We start from the raw sequence: 24,813 nt of genomic DNA on the forward strand, positions 1-24,813 counted from the left end.
CGATGGACGGGGTCGCGGTGCTGGGGGAGGTCATGGCGACATCGAGCGCGCTGGGATCGAGGGTGCCGTAGGACGCGGGCAGGCCCGAGGCGTGGGTGGACGACGTGTCCGTCCAGGTATTCATCACGTCGACATTCGCCTGCGCGGCCTTGTTCGCGGCGGCGACCTTGTCCTCGTAATTTGCTTTCGCTGAGCCGAGCGTGACAAAGTTTTCGAGGGTGGACGGCGCCTCGGGGATTGCCGGCACCGGCTGGACCTTGTTTTTCGTGTCGTAGAACGCCTGGGACTGGTTCGCGATCATCGCCGACGCGATGGACATGTGGGAGGCCGCGTCGGCGTGCGCGATCGCGAGCGGCCCGGCGCTCCGTTGTGCGGCATCCCCGGCCGCGCCGGTCCAGCCCTCCTCCATCGAAGAGGCGAGGTGCTTGATCTGGTCGACTCTGTCCTGGTACTGCGACATGACCAGTGACAGTTGAGTGCCCGCCTGCTCGAGCTTCGCCGGGCCTTCCGCGTTCCGGAAATTCTCGTAGATCTGTTGTCCGGACATCGACGACAAGGGGGCGAAGACCTCCGTGAACACGTCACTCATTGTGCCCCCTTGACAGTCTCCACCACAGCATTTGCCACTTTGGCCACGGACGAACAGGGATCCTTGCCGGCGGACCCGATGAGCTGCAGATCTATGATGTGAGTCGCGTCGACGCCAAGCGCCAGTTGGCAGCGACCAGTCCGTCGGTCATCTCTGATCGAGGCGTACGCAGCGGGGTAGCCATCGATCGTGGTCGCCTCGAAGTAGCCATCCTTGAACCAGCCTGTCGGGTTCAGGTCATAGAGGTTTTGCAGACCGTTCTTGCTGTCCGGGACAAGATAAGAAACCGATACCGAATAGTCGAGGTTCGGGCCGTACTTCCAGGTACACATCTTGTCGTTGCCGGTCGGGCTTGACGTGCCTTGCGGGTTGATGGTCAGGTCGCTGGCCTGCTGTGCAGCGATGCTGAGGCACGGATCGGCCGCGAACCTGGACACGTCCAGGAGTTTGGGGATTGTGGGCATCTTGTTCGCGCCGTTGCCGACCGTGCTGGAGATCGAGGTTCCGGGCGCGGTTGTGCCAGTGGCCGGGCTGGGATTGCCGTCGCTGGGCTGCGTGCACCCGCTTGCCGTCAGCATCGCCAGGCAGGCGAGCGCCGCGGTGATGCCGGTCTTTCCTTTGAGCACTGTTCTCCTCTTCCGGTCAGAGCGCGCTGCCGTCCGTCTTGGGGGCTCCGCTGTTCAGGCCCTTGCCGGTGTCCTCGTCCTGCTGGACGTAAGTACCGTTCGCCTTGCGAAGCGCATAAACGTAGGCCTGACAGTACTGTTGCATCGCCTGGTTCTGATCAATCGCCGCAACAATCGACTTTCTTGTGGCCTCGGCGTTCCGGGTTGCCGGATGATCTGGCGACGGTGGCCACGCCTTGAGAGCGGCATCTTTCAGGTTGCGTTCGTCGTCTCGAAGAACGTCGCGGAGCTTCTCCCACTCCGTGATCAGGTCGGCAATCTTCTCGGGGCTGAAGTGGTAGCCGCCGGAGCCGGGTGTGGCGGTCGCGACCTGTTGCGCGCCGGTCGGGGCCAGCCCGACGGACTGGGTCTGGATCTCGGCGTTCAGGCGATCTATGGCGATCTGGGTGTCGATCGCCTGCTCGGCGGCCGAAGGTGGAGCAACGGTCGACGGATCGACGTGACCGTCGAGCACTCCCTGGATCTGACTGCTTCCCTCACCGGCCATGTTCGCTACTCTCCGTAGTTTCTAAGGCACCCTGGGAGAGCATAGCGAGCCAGGCCGCGGCGGACAGCGGTTTCCGGCAAATCGGCATTATCGTGAGCGTCCGCCGCGCCGCGGGCAAGGGGCGAGGTGCGGGCGTGGGGGCCGGCGGGCTCACTGCATCAGTGCTTGCCGTGCCGGGGCGGGCACTGGGAATCGCCACCCCGGCACGGCCGCACGCAGTGGTCTAGACGAACTTCCCCGCGAGGGCCGCCAGTTGCGAGGCGCGCTTGCCCAACTCGTCCAGCCGCCCCCCGATGATCGCGTCGCCGATGACCGGCTCCCCGGCCGCGACCGCGAACGCGCCCGCGCCGAGGTAGGACTCCACCTCCGCGAGGGTTACGCCGCCGGTGGGTACCAGCGGGATCTCCGGCAGCGGCACACGCACCGCCTGGATGTAGTCCGGCCCGCCCAGCGGTGCCACGGGGAACACCTGCACCACCGCGGCGCCGTGACGCCAGGCGGCCTCGATCTCGGTCGGCGTCAGCGCCCCGCACACCACCGGCAGCCCGTACTGCTGCGCCCGGTCCAGCACCTCCCGTGAGAAACCCGGCGTGGCAAGGAAATCCGCGCCCACCGCCGCGCATGCGTCCACATCGGACACCGTGCGGACGGCGCCGGCACCGACCATGGTGTCCGGGCCGAGTTCGATCTGCATGACCGAGATCGCGTCCAGCGCACCCGGGGTGGTCAGCGCGGTCTCGATCACGCGGATGCCCGAGTCGTAGAGCACCTGCGCCACGTCCGGGAAGTAGTCGGTGTCGTCGGCGCGCAGAACCGTGATGACCCTGCTCGCGGCCAGCCGCTCACGGAACCGGATGTTCTGCTTCTTCAACGTCGCGCGCATCAGCCGACCCGAGGGGTTCCGGTGAGGGCCACACCCGCGGCGGACAGTTCCGCCAGTGCCCGCTCGACGGTGTCCGCGGCGACGCCCGCGGTCAGATCCAGCAACACCCGCACCGAAAAACCGGCGCGCGCGGCGTCCAGTGCGGTCGCCCGCACACAGTGGTCGGTCGCGATGCCCACCACGTCCACGGCGCTCACCTCCCTGGAGCGCAACCATGCTTCGAGCGTCTCACCACTGTCGGTGGCGCCTTCGAACCCCGAGTAGCCGTCGCTGTACTGGCCTTTGTCGAACACCGCGGCGAGCGCCGAGGTGTCCAGTGCCGGGTGGAAGTCCGCGCCCGGCGTGCCCGCCACGCAGTGGCGCGGCCACGAACGCACGAAGTCCGGCTCGTCGCTGAAGTGGTCACCGGGATCGATGTGGTGGTCACGCGTGGCCACCACGTACTCGTACCCGCCCGCGGTGAGGTACCCGGTGATCTTCTCCGCGGTCGCCGCGCCACCGGCCACGGCGAGGGAACCGCCTTCGCAGAAGTCGTTCTGCACGTCCACCACGATCAGTGCCTTGCTCACTTCTTCTCCTCGAGGAACACGGTGGGGATCGCGGGTTCGCCGTGGGACAGCTTCAGTCCCTCCCACGGCAGGCTCACCAGGCCGCGCCGCAGCCGCCGGCGGGCATCATCCAGCGTAGGCAGGTTCTCCACCGGCTGTCCCGCCTTCAGCAGCGGAATCTGCAGGATGCGGTCGTGCGCACCGGGCTCCGGTGGCGCCGCGGTGGGGAAGACGACCTCCTCGATCGCGGTGCCGGTCGCCTTGTGGCGTCGCAGCGCGCCCTTCTGACCACCCCGGGAAGCCTTGTTCTCACTGCGTTTCGCCACCGGTCTGCCGTCGACTTCGACCAGTTTGTAGACCATCCCGGCGGTGGGCGCGCCGGATCCGGTGACCACGGAGGTGCCGACGCCGTAGGCGTCCACCGGTTCGGCGCGCAGCGCGGCGATCGCGTGCTCGTCGAGATCGCCCGACACCACGATCCGGGTGTCCTTGGCGCCCAAGGCATCGAGCTGTTCCCGCGCCTTGCGGGCGAGGACCCCGACATCCCCGGAGTCGATGCGGATCGCGCCCAGTTCCGGGCCCGCCACCCGCACCGCCGTTTCGATCCCCGCCGTGATGTCGTAGGTGTCGACGAGCAACGTGGTGTCCGTGCCCATCTTTTCCACCTGGGCGCGGAAAGCATCCTCTTCGCTGTCGTGCAGCAACATGAAGGCGTGCGCGACGGTGCCGCGCGTGGGAATGCCGTACCGCCGCCCCGCCTCCAGGTTGGAGGTGGTCGCGAAGCCGGCCAGATAGGCGGCTCGCGCCGCGGCCACGGCCGCGTACTCGTGGGTGCGGCGGCTGCCCATCTCGATGATCGGCCTGCCGTGTGCGGCGGCCGACATGCGCGCCGCGGCGGAGGCGATGGCGCTGTCGTGGTTGAGGATCGACAGGATCAGCGTTTCGAGCACGACGGCTTCCACGAAGCTGGCGCGCACGGTCAGGATGGGCGAGCCGGGGAAGTACAGCTCACCCTCGGGGTAACCCTCGACGTCGCCGGTGAACTCGTAGTCCGCCAGCCACGAAAGGGTCTGGTCGTCCACCACAGAGGTGGCGGAAAGCTGGGCGATTTCCGCATCCGTGAAGCGGAAATCGGCGATCGCGTCGAGCACTCTGCCGGTGCCGGCGACGACGCCGTAACGGCGCCCGTCGGGCAGGCGGCGGGCGAAGACCTCGAACACGCACGGGCGGTCGCCGGTGCCATCGGAAAGGGCGCTGGCCAGCATGGTGAGCTCGTAGTGGTCGGTGAGCAGTGCCGTGCTACCCGGCGTCTCGGGGAAAGCCATGGCGATCAGCCTATGAGGTAGCCCTAGCGCACCCCGAGTCACCCGAACGGACCGACCACCGATCCACGGCCCCGGAGATCCGTGACACCATGGACCCATGACCACGCCTGTCTTAGCCGAACAGACGCAGGTTGATCCCACCGGGGCCGAACTCGGTGCCGAGGACAGACCGTGGCAGACCGTCGTGTGGAACGACCCCGTCAACCTGATGTCCTACGTGACCTACGTCTTCCAGAAGCTGTTCGGGTACACCCGCGACCACGCGACGAAGCTGATGCTGGACGTCCACCACAAGGGCAGGGCGATCGTCTCGTCGGGGACAAAGGAAAAGGTCGAAGGTGACGTGACCCGGCTGCACGCGGCCGGCCTGTGGGCGACGATGGAGCATTCTTCGTGAAGACCTGGACGCGGCAGGGCGGCCGGCTGCTCGCCGGATTCGAACAGCAGGAGGCGGCCGTGCTGCGCGGGCTGGTCAGCCAGCTCGAGGACATGCTGCAGGCCCGTGCCGAGGAAGCCCCACAGGATCCCCTGTCCGAACTGACCGGGATCCGCACCGGCCCGTCGGCTTCACCGGACGACCCGGTGCTGTCACGGCTGCTGCCCGACTACCACCGGCTCGACCCGGACAACCCGACCAAGGAGGATCTCGACTCCGCCGGGGCGTTGCGGTCGCTGCACGAGCCCGAACTGGTGGACGCGAAGGTCGGGGTCGCCAAAGTGGTGATGCAGACCCTGCCCCGCGACGGCGGGGACGTGCAGCTCACCCTGGAGGAGGCCGACGCCTGGCTGTCCGCGCTCAACGACGTCCGGCTGGCACTGGGGACCGCGCTGGACGTCACCGAGGACATGCCCGACGAACTGCCCGAGGAAGATCCACGCTCGCCGCACCTGGGTGTGTACCACTGGCTGACCTGGGTACAGGAGAGCCTCGTCCAGGCGATCACCGCGTGATCACCGACGTACCGGGGGTGCTCGTCGGCCACCACCACCGGATCGGACCGGGCTGGGCGACGGGCACCACGGTGGTCCTGACGCCCGAGGGCGCGACGGGCGCCGTGGACCAGCGCGGCGGCGCGCCCGGCACCCGGGAAACCAATCTGCTGGAGCCGGAAAACCTCGTGCAGCGGGTGCACGCGATCTGCCTGTCCGGCGGCAGCGCCTACGGGCTGGCCGCGGCGGACGGGGTCATGCGCTGGCTGTCCGAACGCAACCTGGGGCTGCCGGTGGGGACCGAGCCCCACCAGGTGGTGCCGATCGTGCCGGGCGCGGTGATCTTCGATCTGCCGCGCGGCGACTGGGGAAACCGGCCCGACGCCTCGTTCGGGTACCGGGCCTGCGAAGCGGCCACGGCCGGCCCGGTGCCGCAGGGCACCGTCGGGGCCGGCGCCGGTGCTCAGGTCGGTTCCCTCAAGGGCGGGATCGGCACGGCGAGCGAAGTGGTCGACGGGTTCACCGTCGGCGCGCTCGCGGTGGTGAACGCGGCCGGTGAGGCGGTGCGGTTCGACACCGGCCTGCCCTACGCGGCCGATCACGAGGTGGACGGCGAGTTCGGCGTCACCTGGCCGGACCGGCCGGGCCAGGCTTCGGCACCCGGCACCGATCTGAACACGACCATCGGTGTGGTCGCGGTGGATGCCGCGTTGTCCAAGGCGGAATGCCGCCGCATCGCCGTGGCCGGGCAGGACGGTTTGGCGCGGGCGGTCCGCCCCGCGCACACCATGTTCGACGGCGACACCGTGTTCGCACTGGCCACCGGAGCCCGTGAACTGCCCGCCGGACAGGGACCGTTCGGCGAACGGTCCCGCGCGCTCGCGCTCGACGCGCTCTGCTCCGCCGCGGCACGGGTCTTCGCCCGCGCGATGGTGCACGGACTGCTCAATGCCGAGCAGGCGGGCGGCGTCCCCGCTTACCGCGATGTGTGGCCGGAGGCGTTGCCCGCGTAACCGGCGCGAGCGGTAACGGCGGGACGCGCAAAAGGGATCTCATCGCCGTGGAAGATGAGCGGCCCTGGGCGGTCGTGGTGCACAACGACGACGTGAACACCCACATCGGGGTGGCTTACGCCGTCCGTGAGGCCTATGGCCTCCCCGCGGAACGCGGACTGATGCTGGCCGATGACGTGCACAACGCCGGCGAGGCGGAGCTGACCTGGTGCTCCGGCCGGGAACAGGCGGAAGAGACGGTCCGGCAGCTGCAACTGCTCGGGCTGCGGGCCACCGTGCGCGGAACATCTCGTGGCTGACTTCGTCAACGCCTGGCCGACCGGTGACGGCGGCGCCACGATCGTCATGTCGGACAACGCCGCACTGAGCCTGCGCTCGCTCGTCACCCGGTTGCGCACCGCGCTGGAACCCGGCCGGAAGTCGCTTCCGGATCATCGGCTGTTCCCGGACGCCTACGCCGGCAAGCGCGAAAGCGAAGACTTCCGCGCTCGCCACGGAGCCGAGATGCGCGCCGAGGTCATCGCGGCGGCCGACCGGGTGCTGGCCCACTGGGCGGGCGAGCCGCAGGTGACGCTGGACCCTGGCAGGCTGCGGGACTGGTTCCTCGTGATGGGGCATGCGCAGAGCCTGTTCCGCAAGCCGAACCGCTGGCACCGGCGCCGCCTCGACCGGCTGTTCTCCGACCCTCGTACTGGCGAAGGCATGGAGGTGTTGTGGCTGCAGCGGGTGCAGTACCTGCTCGCCACGGCCGCGACGGGAACCCCAGCTCCGCCGTGCTGAGTCTCACTCTGTGAACACCCTGTGTCCGGCACGTAGGATATCGCTCGTGCTTCGGATCCGCCGTGAACTGGTTGACGAGATCGTCGCGCACGCGCGCCGGGACCATCCGGACGAGGCGTGCGGGGTGATCGCTGGGCCCGAGGGCACCGACCGGCCCGAGCGCCACATCCCGATGCTCAACGCCGCGCGCTCCCCGACGTTCTACGAGTTCGACTCCGGTGACCTGCTCAAGCTCTACCGCGAGATGGACGCCAACGGTGAGGTACCGGTGGTCATCTACCACTCCCACACCGCGACCGAGGCCTACCCCTCGCGGACCGACGTGTCCTACGCCTCCGAGCCGGAGGCGCACTACGTGCTCGTGTCCACCCGCGACACCGACACCGAGGAGTTCCGCTCCTACCGGATCGTCGACGGCGTGATCACCGAGGAGCCCGTCGAGATCGTGGACGGCACTGTCGACGGCACTGTCGACACTACGGAATAACGCGACCGTTCCCAGCGTCTGCCCTTACAGAAACCAAGCGGAGGTAACCCATGGCCGTGACCGTGTCCATCCCGACCATCCTGCGTACGCACACCGACGGCCAGAAGTCCGTCGAGGCGTCCGGCAAGACGGTGCTCGAGGTGATCGACGACATCGAGTCCAGGCACGGCGGTCTCAAGGCTCGCCTGGTCAAGGAGGACAAGCTGCACCGCTTCGTCAACGTCTACGTCAACGACGAGGACGTGCGCTTCGCGGGCGGCTTGGACGCCGAGGTCAAGGACGGCGACACCGTGACGATCCTGCCCGCGGTGGCCGGCGGATCGCGCTGAGCAACGAATCTCCATGGCTCGCTACGAATCGCTGCTGGACGCCCTCGGCGGCACCCCGCTGGTAGGTCTGCCCCGGCTGTCGCCGGGGCCCGACGTACGCCTGTGGGCCAAGCTCGAGGACCGCAACCCGACCGGCTCCGTCAAGGACCGCCCGGCACTGGCGATGATCGAGGCCGCGGAGCGGGAGGGCAGGCTCCGCCGCGGTTCGACGATCCTCGAGCCCACCTCCGGCAACACGGGCATCTCCCTGGCGATGGCCGCGAAGCTCAAGGGCTACGGCCTGGTGTGCGTCATGCCGGAGAACACCTCCGCCGAGCGCAAGCAACTGCTGCAGGCCTACGGCGCCCGGATCGTGTTCTCGCCGGCCGCGGGCGGCTCCAACGAGGCGGTGCGCCTGGCCAAGGAACTGGCCGAGAAGAACCCCGAGTGGGTGATGCTCTACCAGTACGGCAACCCGGCCAACCCGGACGCGCACTACCGCACCACCGGACCCGAACTGCTCAAGGACCTCCCCACGATCACGCATTTCGTCGGCGGTCTCGGCACCACCGGCACCCTGGTGGGGGTCGGCCGGTACCTGCACGAGCAGAAGCCGGACGTGCAGATCATCGCGGCCGAGCCGCGCTACGGAGAACTGGTCTACGGGCTGCGCAACCTCGACGAGGGGTTCGTGCCCGAGCTGTACGACCCCGAAGTGCTCAACGGCCGCTACTCCGTGGGCGCCTATGACGCACTGCGCCGCACCCGCGATCTTCTGGAGCAGGAGGGCATCTTCGCCGGTATTTCCACCGGCGCGGTGCTGCATGCCGCGCTCGCCGTCGCGGAAAAGGCCATGGCCAGGGGAGAGCGCGCGGATATCGCGTTCATCGTGGCGGACGCGGGCTGGAAGTACCTGTCGACCGGCGCCTACAGCGGCACGCTGGACGAGGCCGCGGAACGGCTCGACGGCCAGCTCTGGGCCTGACGCGCCGGCTGCCCCTCGAACGACGCCAGGACGAGACTGCCGGAAGGGTTCCCCGGGCGGGGCCGCCGCGGGGAACCCTTCACGGTTTCAGGCGGCCGACGAAACGATGTCGCCCGACAACGGGGCCACCGCGCCGATGATCGCGTCGACCAGGTCCTGCGGGACCCCAGCGGCGATCAGCGACTCCGTCAGGTACTTCGCGACCAGGTCGAACTCGTGCCGACCGATGCCCCGGCCGCGGTGGACGTCCTTCATCGACAGACCCGTGTAGGGCTCCGGGCCGCCCAGCGCCGCCGCGAAGAACTCGACCTGCTTGCCCTTCAGGCGCGACATGTTCGAGCCGGTGAAGAACACCGCCAGTTCCGGATCCGCGAGCACGCGCTCGTAGAAGTCGTCGACAACGGCGATCAGGGCTTCCTGCCCGCCGATCTGCTCGTAAATACTTGCCACGCTGGCCTCCGGTTCGTGCTGGGATGCCCCTTCAGGGAACCGCCGGCGTGTTTCCCGTAAGTAAGCGCGGCGTCAACGGTTTGCAAGCGAGTTCTCACCGGGAGTTATTTGCTTTGCCGCGCGAGGTGAGCTTCGTGCTGGTCCACCGCCTTCCGCCACAGCTCGTCACGCTGTTCCGGCCGGTAGGAAGCCGAGGACAGGCCGAACACGTCGGTGAGCGCCGACCACCACTGCTCGGGCGACTCCAGCACCGTGCGTGACGTTCCCGACGCCTCGATGCGGGTCAGCGTCAGTGCCCGGACCAGGTTGATGCTGTCGGCATCGCGCCGCTGCACCGTGAGGGTCCGGAGGAAGGGGGACTCCGGGGACCGCGACAGGTGCTCGTGCTTCTCGGCGAACACACTCATCCCGACCGGTTCGGGGGCGAAGTCCATCGCCGTGAAACTGCCGTTCTCGTCGTGTTCGAAACGCCAGCCACCCGGCGCGACAGGGGAGTGGCGCAGCCCGAACCGATAGGGCCCCTGCTGGTAACTCCCCTCGACCAGCGGCAGGGGCGCGTACAGCCCGTCACCCAACCCCACGTCGACGAACCAGCCCTCGTCCCCGAGCCCGGTGACGGTGAGCGCGAGGTGATTGCCGTGCACGCCCGGCTCGTCCCCCGGGTTGTGTGCGCCTCCGCGATGCCGCGTCACCTGATAGCCGAGCGCGGCGAGCAGCGCGGCGAAGGCGCCGTTGAGGTGAAAGCAGTAGCCCGTGCGACCGTCTCGGACGATCCTGGCCGCGGACTCGGCCGGATCAAGCCCGCCGGGCTGCCCCAGCTGGATGTCGAGCGAGTCGTAGGGCACGCGGGCGATGTGCGCGGTGTGCAGCCGGTGCAATGCCCCGGCACTCGGCGGCTCGGGGTCGGTGATGCCGAGCCGGGCGAGGTAGCCCTTCATGTCGAGTTCGATCACGATCCGGAACGGTAACGGAACCCACCGACATTTCCGGCCCGCTTTTTCCGGCCCCGAGGCCAAGGAGTCGAAGTCAGGGTTTTCACCCGAGGCCGCTGACCTCGAAGTTCGTCTACCGTCTTCAGATATGAGCAGCCTGCCAACGCCCCCCACGCCTCCGGCTCCGGCACCCACCGGGCAGCGCAAGAGGATCCTGCCCGCGCAGCCGAAGGCGGCGGCCCTCGTCATGCTCTCCTTCACGGCGTTGCTGTACGTCATCGAACTGGTCGACGTCGCCCTCGGTGGGCGGATGAACGGCGAGGGCGTCGTACCGCGCACGCTGTCGGGGCTCGACGGGGTGGTGTGGGCCCCGCTGCTGCACGCGAGCTGGTCGCACCTCGCGGCCAACACCGTGCCGGTGCTGGTGTTCGGGTTCCTCGCCATGGCCACCGGGCTGACGCGCTGGATCGTGGTGACCGCGCTCATCTGGGTGATCAGCGGGCTCGGCGTGTGGCTGACCGGCCCCGCGGACACCTCCACCATCGGCGCCTCCGGGCTGGCCTTCGGCTGGCTGGCGTACCTGCTGGTGCGTGGCCTGTTCAACCGCGCGATCGGCCAGCTCCTCGTGGCCGCGGTGCTGCTGGCGCTGTGGGGCGGCACGCTGTGGGGGCTGCTGCCAGGAGCTGACGGCATCTCGTGGCAGGCGCACCTGTTCGGCGCGCTGGGCGGGATCCTGGCCGCATGGCTGGCCGCCCGCGCCGACCGGAGCCGGGCCGGAAAGGCCGCCAAGGCCCCCGGTAGCCTCGAGGCGTGAGCAGTCGCGAGGCCCCGATCGGCGTATTCGATTCCGGCGTCGGGGGGCTGACGGTCGCCCGCGCCATCCTCGACCAGCTTCCTCAGGAACAACTGCGCTACGTCGGTGACACCGCGCACAACCCGTACGGTCCGCTGCCCATCGCCCGGGTCCGCGAACTGGCGCTCGCCGCGCTCGACGAGCTGGCCGAAGGCGGGGCCAAAGCACTGGTCATCGCCTGCAACACCGCCTCCGCCGCCTGCCTTCGCGACGCGCGGGAACGCTACGACGTGCCCGTGATCGAGGTCGTGCTGCCCGCCGTCCGCCGGGCGGTCGCGGCCACCCACACCGGGCGGATCGGCGTCATCGGAACCGAGGGCACCATCCGGTCCCGTGCCTACGACGACGCGTTCGCCGCCGCCCGCGACACCGAGATCAACAGCGTCGCCTGCCCGCGTTTCGTGGACTTCGTCGAGCGGGGGATCACCTCGGGCAGGCAGGTGCTGGGACTCGCACAGGGCTACCTGGAACCGCTGCTGCGCGCCGGGGTGGACACCCTGGTGCTCGGCTGCACGCACTATCCGCTGCTCACCGGGGTCCTGCAGATCGTGATGGGCCCGGAAGTCACCCTCGTGTCCAGCGCGGAGGAGACGGCGAAGGACGTGGTGCGCGTGCTCACCGAGCTGGACCTGCTCGCCGAGCGGGACACCCCGCCCGAACACGAGTTCATCGCCACCGGCTCACCGGAACCGTTCACCCGGCTCGCCCAGCGGTTCATGGGTTTCGCCCCGGGCGTGCTCACGCCCGTGAGCCGCTGAGAGGCGAACGGCCGAACCACGCCCGCCGTTCGTACCCATCACCACACTTGCTGGCACCTTAGCGGAGCGTGACGTGGCAGGGTGTCGCTCGTGCGATTGACGATCCTCGGCTGCTCCGGCAGCGTTCCTGGCCCGGGCAAGGCCGCATCGGGATACCTGCTGGAGGCGGACGGCTTCCTGCTCGCGCTCGATTTCGGCAACGGGACCTTCGCCGAACTCCAGGCCAGGCACAACCCGTTCGACCTCGGCGCGCTCCTGCTCACCCACCTCCACCCGGATCACTGCGCCGACTTCAGTGCGCTGACCGTGCTCCGCCGCTACCACCCGGCGCCCCCGTACGACGTGCTGAAGCGTCCGCTGCCGGTGTACGCGCCGGAAAACGCCGCGGTCCGGCTGGCGAAGGCCTACGCACCGAACGACACGGAGCTGGCCGAGACCGATCTTTCGGACATCTACCGGTTCCAGGTACTGGACAACGACGAGGTGCGGGTCGGGCCGTTCGAGGTCCGCGCTCTTCCGGTGGACCATCCGACCGAGGCGTTCGGGCTGCGGATCCGCCACGGCGGCCTGACGTTCGTCTACACCGGCGATACCGGCCCTTGCGGCGCACTCGACGAGTTGACCCGCGGTGCGGATGTGCTGCTCTCGGAGGCGACATGGACGGACTCGCCGGAGCGGCCGCCGGGGGTGCACCTGTCGGGGCGGCAGGCAGGCGCGCTTGCTCGGCGCAGCGGCGTGGGACGGCTGCTGCTCACCCATGTCGCCCCGTGGAACGACCGGGAGGCCATCCTCGCCGAAGCCGTGGCCGAGTTCCCTGGCGCCGTGCTAGTCGAGCAAGGCATGAGCTTCGACCTTTGAGCGCGTGTGGAGCAGCAGCCAGCACAGCAGGCCGACGGGGATGATCAGCCAGCACGACAACATCCGGTAGGCCAGCACGGTGGCCGTCCCGGTGGACTCGGCCGCTCCCGCCGACGCCAGCCCGGCCAGCAGGCTGACTTCGATCACCCCGATACCGCCGGGGGTGAGTGGCACCTGCCGCACGATCTGCACCGTCAAGTACACGGCGGCGAGGGCGATCAGGCTGGTGCCGAGGCCGAACGCCCGGGCCGTCGCGACCAGGCACAGCAGGTCGGTGAGCCAGTTGGCCACGGCGGAGCCGAGCGCGAGCACCCAATGCCGCGTCTCCACGGAACGCGCGGTTTCCAGGGTGCCTGCCAGCGAGGCCAGCAGGCGCGACCCGGGCAGGCGCCGTGGCAACCACCGCACCGTCAGGACCAGCAGGACCAGCGTGGCCGGCACGGCGAGCGCGCCGACCGCGGTCAACACCGGATGCGCATGCCAGGCGCCGGGCAGGTGCGGGGCGCCCCAGGCGAGCGCGCCGGCGGCGTAGAGGAGGACGAGACCGAGGGCCGACAGCAGTCCGGACAGCACCATCACGGCCATCGCGGCGGAACGGTTCGCGCCGTCGGCACGGAACTGGCGGAAGGCATAACCGGCGGAGACGGCCGCGCCGGCCGGAAGGCTGATCGACAGGGCGGACCTGCTGTAGGAGACGGCCAGCATCCGGTGCCGGGGCACGGTCACGCCGAACGCGATGAGCAGGCGCCGCTGCTGGCGGGAGAAGGCGGCCATGGAGGCGAACTGCGCGAGCGCGGCGAGGGTCAGCCAGCGGCTGTCGGCCCGTTCGAGCGCATGAAGAAGGTCGGACGGAGCGGGAAAACGGTGGCGGAGGGTCAGCAGCATCACGGCGAGCGCGACCAGCACACCCGCGATCTTCGCGGCTCGCTTCATCGCGCCCCCTCCGTTTCCCGCCGTCCATGATGCCCCGGCGGTGGCGTATTGAGTCAACGTGTGTTGAATTACAGGACGGGTGACGCCAGGGTGCCGTGCGTGACGCGCGAGTCCTGCGGGGATCTAGGCTGCACGCGTGGTACGTAAAGATGGCAGGAACGACGACCAGCTCCGCGAAGTCAAGATCACCCGTGGTTTCCAGGACTGGCCCGCCGGCTCGGTGCTGATCGAGTTCGGCAAGACCAGGGTCCTCTGCGCCGCGAGCGTCACCGAAGGAGTGCCGCGCTGGCGGGCAGGTTCCGGGCTCGGCTGGGTGACCGCCGAGTACGCGATGCTGCCCTCGGCCACCCACGACCGCGGCGACCGCGAGTCGGTCAAGGGCCGGATCGGCGGGCGCACACACGAGATCAGCCGGCTCATCGGGCGGTCCCTGCGTGCCTGCATCGATCTGTCCGCACTGGGCGAGAACACCATCCACCTCGACTGCGACGTCATCCAGGCCGACGGAGGCACCCGCACCGCCGCGATCACCGGCGGCTACGTCGCCCTCCACGACGCGGTGACCTGGCTGGCCGCAGCCGGACGGCTCGCCGATCCGAAACCACTGTCCGCCGGGGTGTCCGCGGTCAGCGTCGGCGTGGTCGACGGCCGGGTGCGGCTGGACCTTCCCTATGAAGAGGACTCCCGGGCCGAGGTCGACCTGAACGTGGTCGCCACCGACGCCGGTACGCTGATCGAGGTGCAGGGCACGGGCGAGGGCGCCACCTTCACCCGGTCCACTCTGGACAGCATGCTGGACATGGCGCTCGCCGGCTGTGAGGAGCTCAGTCGCAAGCAGGCCGCTGCCCTCAAGGAACCCTACCCGGGAGAGCTGCCGGAGCCGCAGACCGCCAAGAAGACCAAGGGCGCGAAGTGACCAGGCTCTTGCTGGCCACCCGCAACGCCAAGAAACTCGGGGAACTGCGACGCATCCTCGAGGCCGAAGGCCTCGGCGGGATCGAGGTGGTCGGACTGGCCGATGTCGAGGAGTTCGACGAGGCTCCCGAGACCGGTGCGACCTTCGAGGAAAATGCTCTCGCCAAGGCTCGGGACGCTGCCGCCGCCACCCGCCTGCCGTCCGTGGCCGACGATTCCGGCCTCACCGTCGACGCACTGAACGGCATGCCGGGGGTGTTGTCCGCCCGCTGGGCCGGGCGGCACGGCGACGACCAGGCCAACCTGGAACTCGTGCTGGCCCAAACGTCCGACACCCCGGACGAGCGCCGCGGCGCCGCCTTCGTCTGCGCGGCCGCCCTGGTCGTGCCCGGCGCAACGGAGGCCGTGGTCCGCGGCGAATGGCGCGGCACCCTCGCCCGGAAACCTCGCGGCACCAACGGTTTCGGCTACGACCCGATCTTCCTCCCGGAGGGGGAGGCCAGGACCTCGGCCGAACTCGACCCGGCGGAGAAAGACGCCGCCTCCCATCGCGGGCGCGCCCTTCGCGCGCTGCTGCCGCATCTGCGCGGACTCTGAGACCCTAACCTTCGCCGGAGACCGGGCCACGGTCTCCGGCGAAGGTGGATCCGCGACCCTCCTGGAAAGTCGCCCACGGCGTCCACGCCGGAGAGAAGCCTCAGGAGGCGAGCGAAAGGTCCTTCATGAGCTTGGCGACGTGACCGGTCGCCCGCACGTTGTACCACGCCTTCGCGATCTTGCCCTCCGGGTCGACCACGAACGTCGAGCGGATGACCCCCTGCACCACGCGGCCGTAGTTCTTCTTCTCCCCGAAGGCTCCCCACGCGGTGAGGACGGACCTGTCGGGGTCGGAGAGCAACGGGAAGGTCAGCTGCTCGGATTCGACGAACTTCGCCAGTTTTTCCGGCTTGTCGGGCGAGATGCCCAGCACCTGGTAGCCCGCGCCGTTCAGTTCGGCGAGGTTGTCGCGGAAGTCGCACGCCTGCTTCGTGCAGCCAGGGGTGCCCGCGGCCGGATAGAAGTACACGACGACGTGCCGGCCTCGGAAATCCGACAGCGAGACCTTGTTGCCCTCGCTGTCCACGAGTGTGAAGTCGGGGGCGGTGTCGCCGGGGGAGAGTCGCTGCTGGTCGCTCATGTGCCGAGCGTATCCCGCCGCCTCAGGCGGAGCCGTGATAGACGGCGACGACGGGACTCGTGGCGGTCGGCCGAAGGGACAACGCCATCTCGACAGGCTGGTCGGGGACCGCGAACGCCAGCGTCACCTGCACGTCATGGGCGGGCTGAACGTCCTTGCCCGCGTCCACGATCCCGCTGTAGCCCTGGGGCGAGTCCACCACCTGCTTGGCGGCCCCGCCTGCCACGTTCGCCGAGACGATCAGGCCCGACAACTTGTACGGCTGAGCACTGTCGTTGCGGATGGTGAGTTCGAAGGCCACCGCCCGGTCACTGTGCGGATAGGCGCTCACACTCGGCCGGAACGACTTCGGGGCAGAGACCGAGATGGTGATCCCGTCGGTGAACCGGTATTGCTCGCCGAAACCGACGGTCTGCTGCTGTGGGGTGGCGGCCTGTACCGCCGGGGAGCCGCCGTCCGGAAGTGCCCCGCTGCCGACCTGCGTGGGCGCGCCGCACGCGGTGAGCCCGAAGAGGGCAGCCGCGATCAGGACGTGCCGTCGGGTGCGCACAGGGGAAACTTCCTTCGCTCGTCGGGTGGGAAGCCGGCTGGTCCGTTCGGGGTAGTTACTTATGCCGGGCCGGACCTACTGTGGCGGGAACCGGGCGCCGGGGCGAGCGACTCGAGGCGGTTGACGCGGACCTGGTGTAGCCCCGTGGCCGATCCGTGACCGGAACGCTGAACCCGCGTGACGGCCGTCACTCGCTGTTCGCTAATGCCGATTGCCGGTTTTTCCCGCAGTTCACGAAGCGAGGGCGAGGAACAAGATGAAGGCGCCGACGGCGATCACCCACATCACGATGAGCCAGCCGAAGTCACGCCACGGGTCGATGGTGTGGTTGTCCTCGCCGGGAACGTAGACACCGCGCTGCTCGAACCAATCGGCCCACCGGCCCATCCTCTGCAAACGGTTGTGACTCGGCATCGCTCCACCCCCTCCCGCGTCACCGTACGGCCGGAAGCCCCGCCTGTCCCTCCGCTACCTCGACGTTACGCAGTGTGGAAAGTTGCCCCAGATAGATGTGATCCCAGACACTAATATCGCAACGAACAGGTAACGGCGGTTCAGTATGTTGCCGTCAGTGACGAGCGAAGGGATGTGAGGGTGGCCAGCAACGAGATGGATCCCCGAGCGGGTGAGGCCTGGGAGCCGGTGACCGTTGCCGAACTGTTGCGACGCGAAGGCCTGACCCAGGAACTGCCAGTGGTGAAGGACCCACTCGCGGACGCGCCCACCGAGCGCATCCCGGTTGGCGAACTGCTGCGCCGCGAAGGTCGCTGGGACCGGCGCAAAGCGGGCAAGGTCGGGGCGGTCGCCGCCGGCGTCGCCGCACTGGCCGGCCTGGCGGTCACCGCCTTGACAGCCAGTCACCTGCACGAGACGGCGGCGTCCACCATGGGTGGTAGCGGCGGCCCGTCCATCGGACCGGACCCGAGCACCACGCAGGTCACCACATCGACCGTGCTCGTCGCCAGCACCAGTCAGACCGCCGAGAATGCTGCCGGCGCACAGACACAGACCGGCCATGCCTCGCCCAGTAGTTCGGCAGAAACCAGCCGCCATGCGAGCGCCACGACCAGCCAGCCTGCCTCCTCGTCCGCTCAGTCGACGGCAGGGAAGCCGGTCATCGTGCAGCCATTGACGACCACCCAGTCCGCCGTCCCGTCCACCGAAACCTCCCCGTCCGGCACCGCTCCCACAACGGCGAATTCGTCCCCGGCGGCGACGTCGACATCCCACACGCCGCGCTCGCCGTCCTCCAGTGCCACTGGACAACCCATTCCAGGCTTGCTGAACTCGGTCACCGGGCTTCTTGGCGGGCTCCTCGGCGGCTGACCGCTACCGGCCCGCTCAGGACCAGGGCAGGCAGTCGGCGGCAGTCGATCAGCGGGGCAACCTGCGCCAGACGGCTCGGGGGAGCAGGCGCATGAGGAAGAATACGGGGCGGAGCACTGCCGGAACCCACACTTCACTCCTACCCCTCTTCAGCGCCGCCACGGTCGCGTCGGCCACCTGGTCGGGTGTGCTGGAAAACGGAGCGGGAGACATGCCCTCGGTCATCCTGCCGATCACGAATCCGGGGCGCACGAGCAGTAGGTGCACGCCGCTGCCATGCAGAGCGTCGGCCAGACCGCATGCGAACCCGTCCAGCCCGGCCTTTGCCGATCCGTACACGTAGTTCGCCCGCCGGACCCGGACTCCCGCCACCGAGGAAAACACCACCAGCCGGCCGTTTCCCTGCTGGCGCAGCAGTGTGGCCAGTTCGGTCAGGATGTGCACGTGCGCGATGTAGTCGGTATGTGCGATGGACACCGCGTGGGCAGCCTCTCGTTCGGCGCGCTGCTGATCGCCCAGCAGACCGAAGGCGACCACCACGACGTCGAGAGGCCCATGCTGCGCCACGATCGCGTCCAGCATCGGACGATGGCCGGACAGGCCGTCGGCATCGAACTCCACCCGGATCACGTCGGTCGCACCAGCTTCACGCAGCAGGCCCTCCTCATCGGAGAGTTCGCCACTCCGCCGCGCCGCCAGCACCACCTTCTTGCTTCCGCCGGCGACGAGCCTCCGGGCGACCGCGAGCCCGATTTCGCTACGACCGCCGAGTACCAATACCGTTCCGCTCACGGTCAGCAGTCTGCCCGAAGCCTGCCACGCTCACCCCGACGACCATGATGTCCCCGGATGTTCCGGCAGCGTGCTGGACTGAGGCCCTGGTCAGGGTGCGGCCGTATGCCGGCGATGGAACCAGGAGCCGCGCCGACGTCGCTGCGAATCGTCGGCGCTCGGCACGGCGGTAGTTCCATAGGTGCCGGGGGGCAGGTGCGAACTCGGCGGCATTGGCCCAGCCGCCGTCGGGACGTGAATCGCCTTGCGCGCCGGCACGATCGCCATGACGAGGCCGAGAAGCGCCGTCGCGATGTGCAGCCAGTTGTCCGCCGCGTTGAGGTTCAAGGGGTTGCCGAGGCCTGCCACCGGGTTTCTTGTGATCACCCCCGTGATCATCAACCCCCATGCCGACAGCAGCCCGTACCCGATGAACAGAAGCCAGCCGAAGGTGCGGGACAGGACGGACGTGGTCGTGCAGAGGAGGCCGATGAAGCCGACCACCACGTGCACCAGATTGTGCAAGGGGTTGATCATGAACCCGATCAGCATCACATGCTGATTCCCGGTGAACGCGGTGAACCCAGTGCGGAGGAACCCGAGGATCCCGCCCACCAGGTACACAAGCCCGACCAGGGCGGCGAGCACTTGTGTCGGCTGGACACCGTGAACACGGATGTGTGCCTCTTCCGAACGAGTCATCTCCTCGTCCCCCTTGCTCCGACGAGTACCGCGTTTCCGCAGCGCTGTGCCGCGATCCGGGTACCCGGGCGCTCAAGGGGCAAACTGGCGCGCCCTCGTGGCGAGGAGGCGATCGTCAGGTTCGTAGGTGCGTCCACCATAACGCCATTACCCGGGGCGCCGAGACTTGCTGCGAAGGATGGCGTGCCGGGCTCTCGGCGTCGGGCTTCCCCGAGGAGTTGCGCCGGCACCTGGCACTGGCACCCCGTACTCGGCGTGGCGTCCGCAGGCGAGCCCTGGGCCGCCCGGGTGGTCGGCTGCGAGCTCGTCCTGTGTTGATTCGCTCTAACGGGCGATTGGCCGAGATTATCTTTCGACCCGGTGCGGTCTCGATGAGGCATGCTGGTGTGCGATGGAAGTCATGAATGGACCGTTCACTTGTATGCGAGTGGAGGAATCTGTCTGAATAACTTGCTGTTATGGTGCTCTGGCCCGAAATGACTCTGGTGTTGTAGGCCTCATTCGGATAGCATCTCGTGAATTTTATTCATATCTGTCGTTGTTGAGATTTTCGGTGTTGATTCGTCGCGGTGGAGGTCTCTAGCTTCGAGGTATGTACAGACCAATGCACCTCAGTGCTGATCAACCGAAACCCATAGTGCTGACTCCGCTGTCCTCGGTGTCGGCGCCGGTCGGCAACCTCGACCGGCAAGGGCTGTTAGCGGAGATCGTGGAAGCGCGTCGTCATGTGAACCGGTGGCAGGCTCGGGAGCTGGCCGCGATCGAGGCCTTTGCCGCCTCGGCCGAAGGAGCCAGGGGCGTGGCCAAGGAATTGGCCCTCGAGCTACGGATGAGCGAGCGTCAGGCTGCGCGGCAGATAGCGCTTGCGAGCGCACTGGCGACCCGGCTCCCCGAGAGCTTCAAGGCGATGTTCCGGGGCGATCTCGACCCCCACCGGGCCTCGAAGATCGCCGAACCGACCGCGATGCTCAGCGATGACCTTGCGCGAAAGGTGGATTTGCTCGTTGCGGACCGGATCTGCGAGAAGGATGCGTACGCGGTTCGTCGTTGCGTCAACAGGGTTGTCGCGAACGTGGACCCCAACGGGTACGCCAAGCGTTCACGGGAACGACGACGAACCCGTCGTGTCGAACTTCGGCACGAGGAGGACGGGATGTCCTCGCTGCGTGCTTCCTTGCCTGCGGAGGTTGCCTCGTCGATCTATGCGCGAGTCGACCGTGTCGCCCGGCGTTTACGCGGCAAGAGGGACCACCGGACCCTGGACGCGATCCGGGCCGACGTCTTTGCCGACCTGTGCCTTGGCGATCACAAGGGACGCAAGGTGGATCCGAGGGCCGAGGTGTTCATCTACCTGGACTTCTTCACCTGGCTCAAACTGCGCGACAAGCCCGCCGAGATGGCCGGGCACGGGCAGATCCCCGCTTGGCTGGCGCGCCGGATCGCCAAGGCGCCGGGCAGCGTCGTGCGCCGGATCCTCACCGATCCGGTGAGCGGACACCCGATCGACTCCGGTCGCCGTCGCTATCGCCCACGCAGCAGCACAGATGCCTTCGTTCGTATCCGCGATCGCGAGTGTCGTACTCCGGGCTGTCATCGGCCCGCCCAGGTCTGTGACCTCGATCATGTCCAGGCCTGGGCCCGAGGCGGTGTCACGAGCACCGGCAATCTCTGCGGGCTGTGCAGTAAGGACCATCGGCTCAAGGACGAGCCCGGTTGGCACTATGAGATGTCCGGTGACCAGCTGGTCATCACCACTCCCACGGGAAGGCAATACCGCTCGGCGCCGGAACCGCTGCACGACCCGGTGGAGGACTCTCCGCCTCGATCCCTGGTCCCGCAGGACAAGTCAGTCCCGGATCCTTCGAACCGCGATCAGGACCCGGCGGTGCCTACTGCCACCAACCCTCCTGACGAAGGTGATCAAAAATGATCTGGTCGACCCGTGACACTTTGTTGCGGTCCCTATAGCCGAGCCACGAGAACTCGGCGATCTCATGGCACGGTTGCAGAGAACCGCGGTAGTCGGCGGTGTAACAGGTCATCCGTACGGCCACCCCCTGTGGATGACCGTCGGCCTGGGCTTCGAACGTGCCGAAGTACCGTGCACTGGCGGGGACGACCGCCACCGTCAGTTCCTCTTCGATCTCACGCACAAGCGTGTCAAGATCGGACTCGCCCGGTTCTCGTTTCCCTCCGGGGAGGTAGAACACGTCCTTGTCACGGGAACGAGTTGAGAGGATCCTGTTGTTCTCCAAGCGGATCCAGGCAACCTTGTCAATGGCAGACATCGACGTAGACTAGCCCACCTCGAACCGGGCGACCTCCCGCAAGGCAGCAGCACACTTTTCCACACCGGCTTCGAAGAGTTGCTTGCCCAGTTCCGCGTTGGCTCCTGTGGGGTCGCCGATCGTGCCGTCAGTGCCGAAGTCATCGCTCAGCCAGCCGAAGCTCACCTGCTTACCGAAACCGATGTATTCGTAGGCGGTAAGGGCCTCGGGAACCGAGCGCACGGCGCGGTCCAAATGGACGAGGTCCGGACGAAGGTGCAGCATCACAGAAGTTTCGGTCAGTCCGCCGTGTACCCCCATGCCCAGTTCGCCGGCAGGTGAGACACCACCTTGGTCGGCCGGAACCCCCGGATGCATCAGGAACGTGTGGAAACCGAAGCGGCGTCGTAGCTCTCGGCATGCGACCTGCAGCAAGGCCGAATTCCCACCATGGCCGTTAACGAACACCAGACGTCGCACCGGGCTGGCGGCGAGCGAGTTACCGATGTCGACGAGCATTCGCATTACGGTGTCCCAAGACAGCCAGATGGTTCCGGAAGACCAGGCATGCTCGTCGGACTTCGTGAAGGGCAGCGCTGGCAGCAGCCAAAAGCCGTCACCTGCTACGGCTACGGCTGCCTCAGCGGTGGCCGAGGCGACTGTGAAATCGGTGGACAGCGGCAGATGCGGACCGTGCTGTTCGATCGCGCCCAGAGGCAGCACTGCAACCGAACTGGCGCTCAGCTCTGCTGACTCGGGGCCCGTCAGTTCGATGAACTGCGGCATCAATACTCCTCAGAGATTTCGGTAGTGGACCTTCGGTCCTGGCGGGGGCACCCCGCGAGCCGTTGGGCAGCCCGCGGCGCGCTCGTCACAGGGCCAGCTTGCCGGGGTTGAGCAGGCCTCGTGGGTCGTTTTCGGCGAGGACCGCCCTTACACCGTCGATGCGCCGTTCGAGGATCCATGTATGCGGGCTGTGGATGGATACACCCATCGCCGCGAGCTGTGCCATGCCGTCGTAGACCTGCTCCGGTGATTCGTAGCGTGCCATCAGCATGCCCACTACCTGCGTTTTCATCAGTTCCAGATGCAGGAGCGTTTCCGGGAACACGGCCCGTACGGAACCGGGCGATGTCCACAGGAGCTCACCGGCTACTTCGAGGTGGAAGTAGCCGGGCTCCTTCCGCTGGAGGTGGAACGTCGAGTGGTTGAACGACAATGAACTGACTCGATCGGCACCGTTCGGGCCTTCCCGGACAGCCAGTACCTCGCCGCCTCCGTCTGCAACTCTGCGGCGCAACTCATCGATCGTTTCGGCTCGGGCGATGACCCGTACACTGAGCCGAGTGGGGTCGAGTGCTGTGTCGGCAGGCAACGCCGCAACGATCGGGGCCTCATCCAGCGAGGCAAGCCGGGGCGAAGGCGATACCGATCGCAGTGAGCAAAGGAAATCGGCCGCACTACTGTAGTCGGGCCAAGCGGTGAAGAACCCGACCCAATCGTAGGCCGGTGTCAGTCCTACGGTAGCCCGGGCGATGATTCCGGTTGTGCCGTAGGCGTGGACGTAGGGCAGGGTGGCGGATCCGGTCACCTTTCGGAGCATGCCGCTGCCGTCGCACACGGCCACGTCGAGTGCTTTGACGAAACCGTCCGCGTTCGTGCCGTGAATGAGGGAGCCGGTGCCGCCGCTGCCCCCGGCCAGGAAGCCACCAAGCGTGGAACCTTTTGTGGAAGGGAAGATCGGCAGTTCCTGTCCGGTCTGGCGGACGGCGTTGTCGAGGTCGCGCATGCGAATCCCGGCTTCGGCCGTGACGACGCCGTCTTCGATTTTCACGAGTGTGCGGCAGCGGCTGACGTCGAGCACCAACCCGCCCTGCAGAGGGATGGCCTGGCCGTAGTTTCCCAAGCCGGTGCCCCGGGGGGTGACCGGCACGCCCATTTCGTAGCAGTGCCGGAGCACGATGGGGATCTCATCGGCCGAACGCGGGGTCACCACCAGGTCGGCTCGTCCGGCAGGGAGTTTCGCCTTGAGAATGGGGGACATTTGTGCCCAGTCCACCGAGGCTCGTTCGAGCCGGACAGGGTCGAGGGACACGGACTCCTCGCCGAGATCGGCCCGGATGCGTTCGGTGAGCCGGGCGATCGGCAACTCTTGCACGCTCGTCACGCCGCTACCCCTTTACTTGAGAGTCATGCTCGGATCGATGAACTGGTTGGTGGCCAAGTCGGAAGCCTTCAGACCGTCCTTCACCTTGGCGCCGCTCGACTTGAGGATCGGGCCGAACGTGTCGAGAGCGGACTGCACACGGGTTTGGTCCATGCCGCCGAGCGCGCCGCTGCTGTCGTTCGCGACGATGCCGAGGTCCTTCAGAGCCTTGGCGGCGTAGTCGGCGACACCCTCCGAATAGGTCCAGCTGTCGTTGAACTTCTCGACCGCCTCGACGAGAAGTTTGTTGGCTGTGCCCGGGTTCGTGAGGTAGTTGATCTGGGCCCTCTGCAGGATCGGCACCAGCTTCTTCAAGCAAGGTGAAAGCTTCGCCAGGTCTGCGGTGCGGACGGACAGCGCTTCCGGGTAGACGTTGTAGCCGACGTCGGAAAGAAGCTGGTACTTCACCGGCTTGTTCCAGGACGGGACCTCGTGCTGGTACACGTAGGGCTCGGCAGTCGCGTACCCTTGTTGGACGAGCTCGGGGCTGGCGACGAACCGGGCCGGGGCGCCGTCGTAGCTGGTGTCGAACTGGCTGACCTTCACCAGACCCTTGTCCGACAGCAGAGTCGAGTAGACGGTTCCGCTGGACACGACGACCTTGACCTCAGACTTGCCGATGTCGGCGATGCCCGTCCATGTGGGATGCGTGGCGGGGTCCCACATCAGCATCTGTGGGCTCTTCTCCAGCGGTGCCACCACGGCGGTCACCGGTTGGGTGCTGGATGCGGAGATGGCCGCATCCGTGGTGACCGCGCCGAGCGTGATGGACTGGTCGACGTACATCTGGGACGGAACACTCTGGAAACCGATGGCACCGCCACCGGACCGGACCTCGATTTTCACTCCGGTGTCCATACCGTCGATCACCAGCGGGCCGCTGACGCGCTTCTTGTCGGCGTCGATGGTGTAGCCCTGGCCCATCAGCTCGTAGGCCGCGGCGTGTTCGGCCTCCGGTTCCCAGTCTTGCTGGACGACCACGGTGGAGGGGCAGACGCCGGTCAGGTTCACCGCGTCGGAGGGCGGAGCGGCGCTACTGGCGGCGGATCCGGAGGAACTCGAGCCGCAGGCGGCGAGGGTAGTGACCAGTGCGG

The 24,813-nt window shown here is 67.8% G+C and carries 32 protein-coding genes and 1 pseudogene; 15 read left to right on the plus strand and 18 right to left on the minus strand.

Annotation, left to right across the window (positions count from 1 at the left end; all coding sequences use genetic code 11):
* The 6 genes and pseudogenes from FNH05_RS00300 to FNH05_RS00325 all read right to left on the minus strand — a co-directional run.
* Nucleotides 1–589 (minus strand): annotated as a pseudogene (locus FNH05_RS00300) (hypothetical protein); the annotation flags it as partial.
* A complete protein-coding gene (locus FNH05_RS00305) occupies nt 586–1,215 on the minus strand; it encodes a DUF3558 domain-containing protein (protein ID WP_144584695.1) in 630 nt (209 codons plus the stop codon). The pseudogene FNH05_RS00300 and the gene FNH05_RS00305, both read right to left, overlap by 4 nt.
* 16 nt (nt 1,216–1,231) lie before the next feature.
* On the minus strand, nt 1,232–1,762 hold the full coding sequence (locus tag FNH05_RS00310) for a hypothetical protein (protein WP_144584696.1): 531 nt from the start codon (nt 1,760–1,762) through the stop codon (nt 1,232–1,234).
* 223 nt (nt 1,763–1,985) lie between these two features.
* Nucleotides 1,986–2,645, minus strand: a complete 660-nt coding sequence (locus tag FNH05_RS00315) for a bifunctional 4-hydroxy-2-oxoglutarate aldolase/2-dehydro-3-deoxy-phosphogluconate aldolase (protein WP_144584697.1) — start codon at nt 2,643–2,645, stop codon at nt 1,986–1,988.
* A complete protein-coding gene (locus FNH05_RS00320) occupies nt 2,645–3,214 on the minus strand; it encodes a nicotinamidase (RefSeq protein WP_144584698.1) in 570 nt (189 codons plus the stop codon). Before FNH05_RS00320 ends, FNH05_RS00315 begins: the two co-directional genes overlap by 1 nt.
* On the minus strand, nt 3,211–4,518 hold the full coding sequence (locus FNH05_RS00325) for a nicotinate phosphoribosyltransferase (RefSeq protein WP_144584699.1): 1,308 nt from the start codon (nt 4,516–4,518) through the stop codon (nt 3,211–3,213). Before FNH05_RS00325 ends, FNH05_RS00320 begins: the two co-directional genes overlap by 4 nt.
* Nucleotides 4,519–4,615: 97 nt before the next feature.
* Between FNH05_RS00325 and clpS the strand changes: the two genes are divergently transcribed.
* Genes clpS through FNH05_RS00365 form a run of 8 tightly spaced genes read left to right on the plus strand, consistent with a single transcriptional unit; the run spans nt 4,616 to nt 9,021 of the window.
* Nucleotides 4,616–4,915: an ATP-dependent Clp protease adapter ClpS gene (gene clpS, locus FNH05_RS00330; RefSeq protein ID WP_144584700.1), complete on the plus strand. Its 300-nt coding sequence runs from the start codon at nt 4,616–4,618 to the stop codon at nt 4,913–4,915.
* Nucleotides 4,912–5,469: a DUF2017 domain-containing protein gene (locus FNH05_RS00335; RefSeq protein ID WP_144584701.1), complete on the plus strand. Its 558-nt coding sequence runs from the start codon at nt 4,912–4,914 to the stop codon at nt 5,467–5,469. Before clpS ends, FNH05_RS00335 begins: the two co-directional genes overlap by 4 nt.
* Nucleotides 5,466–6,461, plus strand: coding sequence for a P1 family peptidase (locus FNH05_RS00340; protein WP_144584702.1), 996 nt, complete (start codon nt 5,466–5,468; stop codon nt 6,459–6,461). The genes FNH05_RS00335 and FNH05_RS00340 overlap by 4 nt, the downstream gene beginning before the upstream one ends.
* Before the next feature lie 47 nt (nt 6,462–6,508).
* Nucleotides 6,509–6,760 carry an ATP-dependent Clp protease adaptor ClpS gene (locus tag FNH05_RS00345; RefSeq protein WP_246127365.1) on the plus strand — a complete coding sequence of 84 codons (252 nt, stop codon included), beginning with the start codon at nt 6,509–6,511 and terminating at the stop codon, nt 6,758–6,760.
* Nucleotides 6,753–7,241, plus strand: coding sequence for a DUF2017 family protein (locus FNH05_RS00350; RefSeq protein ID WP_144584703.1), 489 nt, complete (start codon nt 6,753–6,755; stop codon nt 7,239–7,241). The genes FNH05_RS00345 and FNH05_RS00350 overlap by 8 nt, the downstream gene beginning before the upstream one ends.
* Before the next feature lie 46 nt (nt 7,242–7,287).
* The gene (locus tag FNH05_RS00355; protein ID WP_144584704.1) at nt 7,288–7,728 is read left to right on the plus strand and encodes a M67 family metallopeptidase; all 441 of its coding nucleotides are present in this window, start codon (nt 7,288–7,290) and stop codon (nt 7,726–7,728) included.
* 50 nt (nt 7,729–7,778) lie between these two features.
* Nucleotides 7,779–8,057 carry a MoaD/ThiS family protein gene (locus FNH05_RS00360; RefSeq protein WP_144584705.1) on the plus strand — a complete coding sequence of 93 codons (279 nt, stop codon included), beginning with the start codon at nt 7,779–7,781 and terminating at the stop codon, nt 8,055–8,057.
* 13 nt (nt 8,058–8,070) lie between these two features.
* The gene (locus FNH05_RS00365) at nt 8,071–9,021 is read left to right on the plus strand and encodes a PLP-dependent cysteine synthase family protein (protein WP_144584706.1); all 951 of its coding nucleotides are present in this window, start codon (nt 8,071–8,073) and stop codon (nt 9,019–9,021) included.
* Nucleotides 9,022–9,108: 87 nt separating this feature from the next.
* Here FNH05_RS00365 and FNH05_RS00370 read toward each other — a convergent pair whose 3' ends face one another.
* Together FNH05_RS00370 and FNH05_RS00375 are read right to left on the minus strand one after the other, a co-directional pair.
* Nucleotides 9,109–9,471 (minus strand): group I truncated hemoglobin, encoded by a 363-nt coding sequence (locus FNH05_RS00370; RefSeq protein WP_144584707.1) that lies wholly within the window; start codon nt 9,469–9,471, stop codon nt 9,109–9,111.
* A 104-nt stretch (nt 9,472–9,575) separates the two neighbouring features.
* Nucleotides 9,576–10,424 (minus strand): arylamine N-acetyltransferase family protein, encoded by an 849-nt coding sequence (locus tag FNH05_RS00375; RefSeq protein WP_144584708.1) that lies wholly within the window; start codon nt 10,422–10,424, stop codon nt 9,576–9,578.
* Nucleotides 10,425–10,551: 127 nt separating this feature from the next.
* On the opposite strand from FNH05_RS00375, the gene FNH05_RS00380 reads away from it, so the two are divergent.
* The 3 genes from FNH05_RS00380 (at nt 10,552) to FNH05_RS00390 (ending at nt 12,872) form a co-directional block, all read left to right on the plus strand.
* Entirely contained in the window at nt 10,552–11,217 is a 666-nt protein-coding gene (locus FNH05_RS00380; RefSeq protein WP_144584709.1) for a rhomboid family intramembrane serine protease, read from the plus strand.
* Nucleotides 11,214–12,014: a glutamate racemase gene (gene murI, locus FNH05_RS00385; protein WP_144584710.1), complete on the plus strand. Its 801-nt coding sequence runs from the start codon at nt 11,214–11,216 to the stop codon at nt 12,012–12,014. Before FNH05_RS00380 ends, murI begins: the two co-directional genes overlap by 4 nt.
* 90 nt (nt 12,015–12,104) lie before the next feature.
* Nucleotides 12,105–12,872: an MBL fold metallo-hydrolase gene (locus tag FNH05_RS00390; RefSeq protein WP_144584711.1), complete on the plus strand. Its 768-nt coding sequence runs from the start codon at nt 12,105–12,107 to the stop codon at nt 12,870–12,872.
* Here the strand turns inward: FNH05_RS00390 and FNH05_RS00395 are convergent.
* Nucleotides 12,840–13,805: a lysylphosphatidylglycerol synthase transmembrane domain-containing protein gene (locus FNH05_RS00395; protein WP_144584712.1), complete on the minus strand. Its 966-nt coding sequence runs from the start codon at nt 13,803–13,805 to the stop codon at nt 12,840–12,842. The genes FNH05_RS00390 and FNH05_RS00395 overlap by 33 nt on opposite strands.
* Nucleotides 13,806–13,941: 136 nt before the next feature.
* Between FNH05_RS00395 and rph the strand changes: the two genes are divergently transcribed.
* Complete coding sequence (rph, locus tag FNH05_RS00400) at nt 13,942–14,721, plus strand: ribonuclease PH (RefSeq protein WP_144584713.1); 780 nt, start codon at nt 13,942–13,944, stop codon at nt 14,719–14,721.
* Nucleotides 14,718–15,317 (plus strand): RdgB/HAM1 family non-canonical purine NTP pyrophosphatase, encoded by a 600-nt coding sequence (rdgB, locus tag FNH05_RS00405; RefSeq protein ID WP_144584714.1) that lies wholly within the window; start codon nt 14,718–14,720, stop codon nt 15,315–15,317. The genes rph and rdgB overlap by 4 nt, the downstream gene beginning before the upstream one ends.
* Nucleotides 15,318–15,417: 100 nt before the next feature.
* Here rdgB and bcp read toward each other — a convergent pair whose 3' ends face one another.
* From bcp to FNH05_RS00420, 3 genes are all read right to left on the minus strand, one after another.
* Entirely contained in the window at nt 15,418–15,897 is a 480-nt protein-coding gene (gene bcp, locus FNH05_RS00410) for a thioredoxin-dependent thiol peroxidase (protein ID WP_144584715.1), read from the minus strand.
* A gap of 22 nt (nt 15,898–15,919) precedes the next feature.
* A complete protein-coding gene (locus tag FNH05_RS00415; RefSeq protein WP_186382291.1) occupies nt 15,920–16,447 on the minus strand; it encodes a hypothetical protein in 528 nt (175 codons plus the stop codon).
* A gap of 231 nt (nt 16,448–16,678) precedes the next feature.
* Nucleotides 16,679–16,861: a hypothetical protein gene (locus FNH05_RS00420; RefSeq protein WP_144584716.1), complete on the minus strand. Its 183-nt coding sequence runs from the start codon at nt 16,859–16,861 to the stop codon at nt 16,679–16,681.
* A 180-nt stretch (nt 16,862–17,041) separates the two neighbouring features.
* Between FNH05_RS00420 and FNH05_RS00425 the strand changes: the two genes are divergently transcribed.
* Nucleotides 17,042–17,773 (plus strand): hypothetical protein, encoded by a 732-nt coding sequence (locus FNH05_RS00425; protein WP_246127367.1) that lies wholly within the window; start codon nt 17,042–17,044, stop codon nt 17,771–17,773.
* Between the two features lie 48 nt (nt 17,774–17,821).
* Here the strand turns inward: FNH05_RS00425 and dprE2 are convergent, their stop codons facing one another.
* Together dprE2 and FNH05_RS00435 are read right to left on the minus strand one after the other, a co-directional pair.
* Nucleotides 17,822–18,565, minus strand: coding sequence for a decaprenylphospho-beta-D-erythro-pentofuranosid-2-ulose 2-reductase (dprE2, locus tag FNH05_RS00430; RefSeq protein WP_144584717.1), 744 nt, complete (start codon nt 18,563–18,565; stop codon nt 17,822–17,824).
* A 90-nt stretch (nt 18,566–18,655) separates the two neighbouring features.
* Nucleotides 18,656–19,192: a DUF4383 domain-containing protein gene (locus tag FNH05_RS00435; protein ID WP_246127369.1), complete on the minus strand. Its 537-nt coding sequence runs from the start codon at nt 19,190–19,192 to the stop codon at nt 18,656–18,658.
* A 646-nt stretch (nt 19,193–19,838) separates the two neighbouring features.
* Between FNH05_RS00435 and FNH05_RS00440 the strand changes: the two genes are divergently transcribed.
* On the plus strand, nt 19,839–21,176 hold the full coding sequence (locus tag FNH05_RS00440) for an HNH endonuclease signature motif containing protein (protein WP_246127377.1): 1,338 nt from the start codon (nt 19,839–19,841) through the stop codon (nt 21,174–21,176).
* On the opposite strand, the gene FNH05_RS00445 is transcribed toward FNH05_RS00440, so the two are convergent.
* The 4 genes from FNH05_RS00445 to FNH05_RS00460 form a co-directional block, all read right to left on the minus strand.
* On the minus strand, nt 21,136–21,534 hold the full coding sequence (locus tag FNH05_RS00445; RefSeq protein ID WP_144584719.1) for an NUDIX hydrolase: 399 nt from the start codon (nt 21,532–21,534) through the stop codon (nt 21,136–21,138). The two genes, FNH05_RS00440 and FNH05_RS00445, sit on opposite strands and share 41 nt — an antisense overlap.
* Before the next feature lie 9 nt (nt 21,535–21,543).
* Complete coding sequence (locus FNH05_RS00450) at nt 21,544–22,299, minus strand: creatininase family protein (RefSeq protein ID WP_144584720.1); 756 nt, start codon at nt 22,297–22,299, stop codon at nt 21,544–21,546.
* 85 nt (nt 22,300–22,384) lie between these two features.
* Nucleotides 22,385–23,680: an FAD-binding oxidoreductase gene (locus tag FNH05_RS00455; RefSeq protein ID WP_144584721.1), complete on the minus strand. Its 1,296-nt coding sequence runs from the start codon at nt 23,678–23,680 to the stop codon at nt 22,385–22,387.
* 12 nt (nt 23,681–23,692) lie between these two features.
* Nucleotides 23,693–24,730 (minus strand): ABC transporter substrate-binding protein, encoded by a 1,038-nt coding sequence (locus tag FNH05_RS00460; protein WP_246127379.1) that lies wholly within the window; start codon nt 24,728–24,730, stop codon nt 23,693–23,695.
* Nucleotides 24,731–24,813 lie beyond the last annotated feature (83 nt).

It is taken from the genome of Amycolatopsis rhizosphaerae, from assembly GCF_007713715.1.
GTDB lineage: Bacteria > Actinomycetota > Actinomycetes > Mycobacteriales > Pseudonocardiaceae > Amycolatopsis_E > Amycolatopsis_E rhizosphaerae.

What these genes read in the sequence shown, in the direction of transcription:
- FNH05_RS00445 (WP_144584719.1), bottom strand. Translation starts at nt 21,534, where the DNA reads ATGTCTGCCATTGACAAGGTTGCCTGGATCCGCTTGGAGAACAACAGG.
- FNH05_RS00440 (WP_246127377.1), top strand. Translation starts at nt 19,839, where the DNA reads ATGTACAGACCAATGCACCTCAGTGCTGATCAACCGAAACCCATAGTG.
- FNH05_RS00450 (WP_144584720.1), bottom strand. Translation starts at nt 22,299, where the DNA reads ATGCCGCAGTTCATCGAACTGACGGGCCCCGAGTCAGCAGAGCTGAGC.
- FNH05_RS00395 (WP_144584712.1), bottom strand. Translation starts at nt 13,805, where the DNA reads ATGAAGCGAGCCGCGAAGATCGCGGGTGTGCTGGTCGCGCTCGCCGTG.
- FNH05_RS00365 (WP_144584706.1), top strand. Translation starts at nt 8,071, where the DNA reads ATGGCTCGCTACGAATCGCTGCTGGACGCCCTCGGCGGCACCCCGCTG.
- FNH05_RS00360 (WP_144584705.1), top strand. Translation starts at nt 7,779, where the DNA reads ATGGCCGTGACCGTGTCCATCCCGACCATCCTGCGTACGCACACCGAC.
- clpS (WP_144584700.1), top strand. Translation starts at nt 4,616, where the DNA reads ATGACCACGCCTGTCTTAGCCGAACAGACGCAGGTTGATCCCACCGGG.
- FNH05_RS00420 (WP_144584716.1), bottom strand. Translation starts at nt 16,861, where the DNA reads ATGCCGAGTCACAACCGTTTGCAGAGGATGGGCCGGTGGGCCGATTGG.
- FNH05_RS00380 (WP_144584709.1), top strand. Translation starts at nt 10,552, where the DNA reads ATGAGCAGCCTGCCAACGCCCCCCACGCCTCCGGCTCCGGCACCCACC.
- bcp (WP_144584715.1), bottom strand. Translation starts at nt 15,897, where the DNA reads ATGAGCGACCAGCAGCGACTCTCCCCCGGCGACACCGCCCCCGACTTC.
- FNH05_RS00310 (WP_144584696.1), bottom strand. Translation starts at nt 1,762, where the DNA reads ATGGCCGGTGAGGGAAGCAGTCAGATCCAGGGAGTGCTCGACGGTCAC.
- FNH05_RS00325 (WP_144584699.1), bottom strand. Translation starts at nt 4,518, where the DNA reads ATGGCTTTCCCCGAGACGCCGGGTAGCACGGCACTGCTCACCGACCAC.
- FNH05_RS00315 (WP_144584697.1), bottom strand. Translation starts at nt 2,645, where the DNA reads ATGCGCGCGACGTTGAAGAAGCAGAACATCCGGTTCCGTGAGCGGCTG.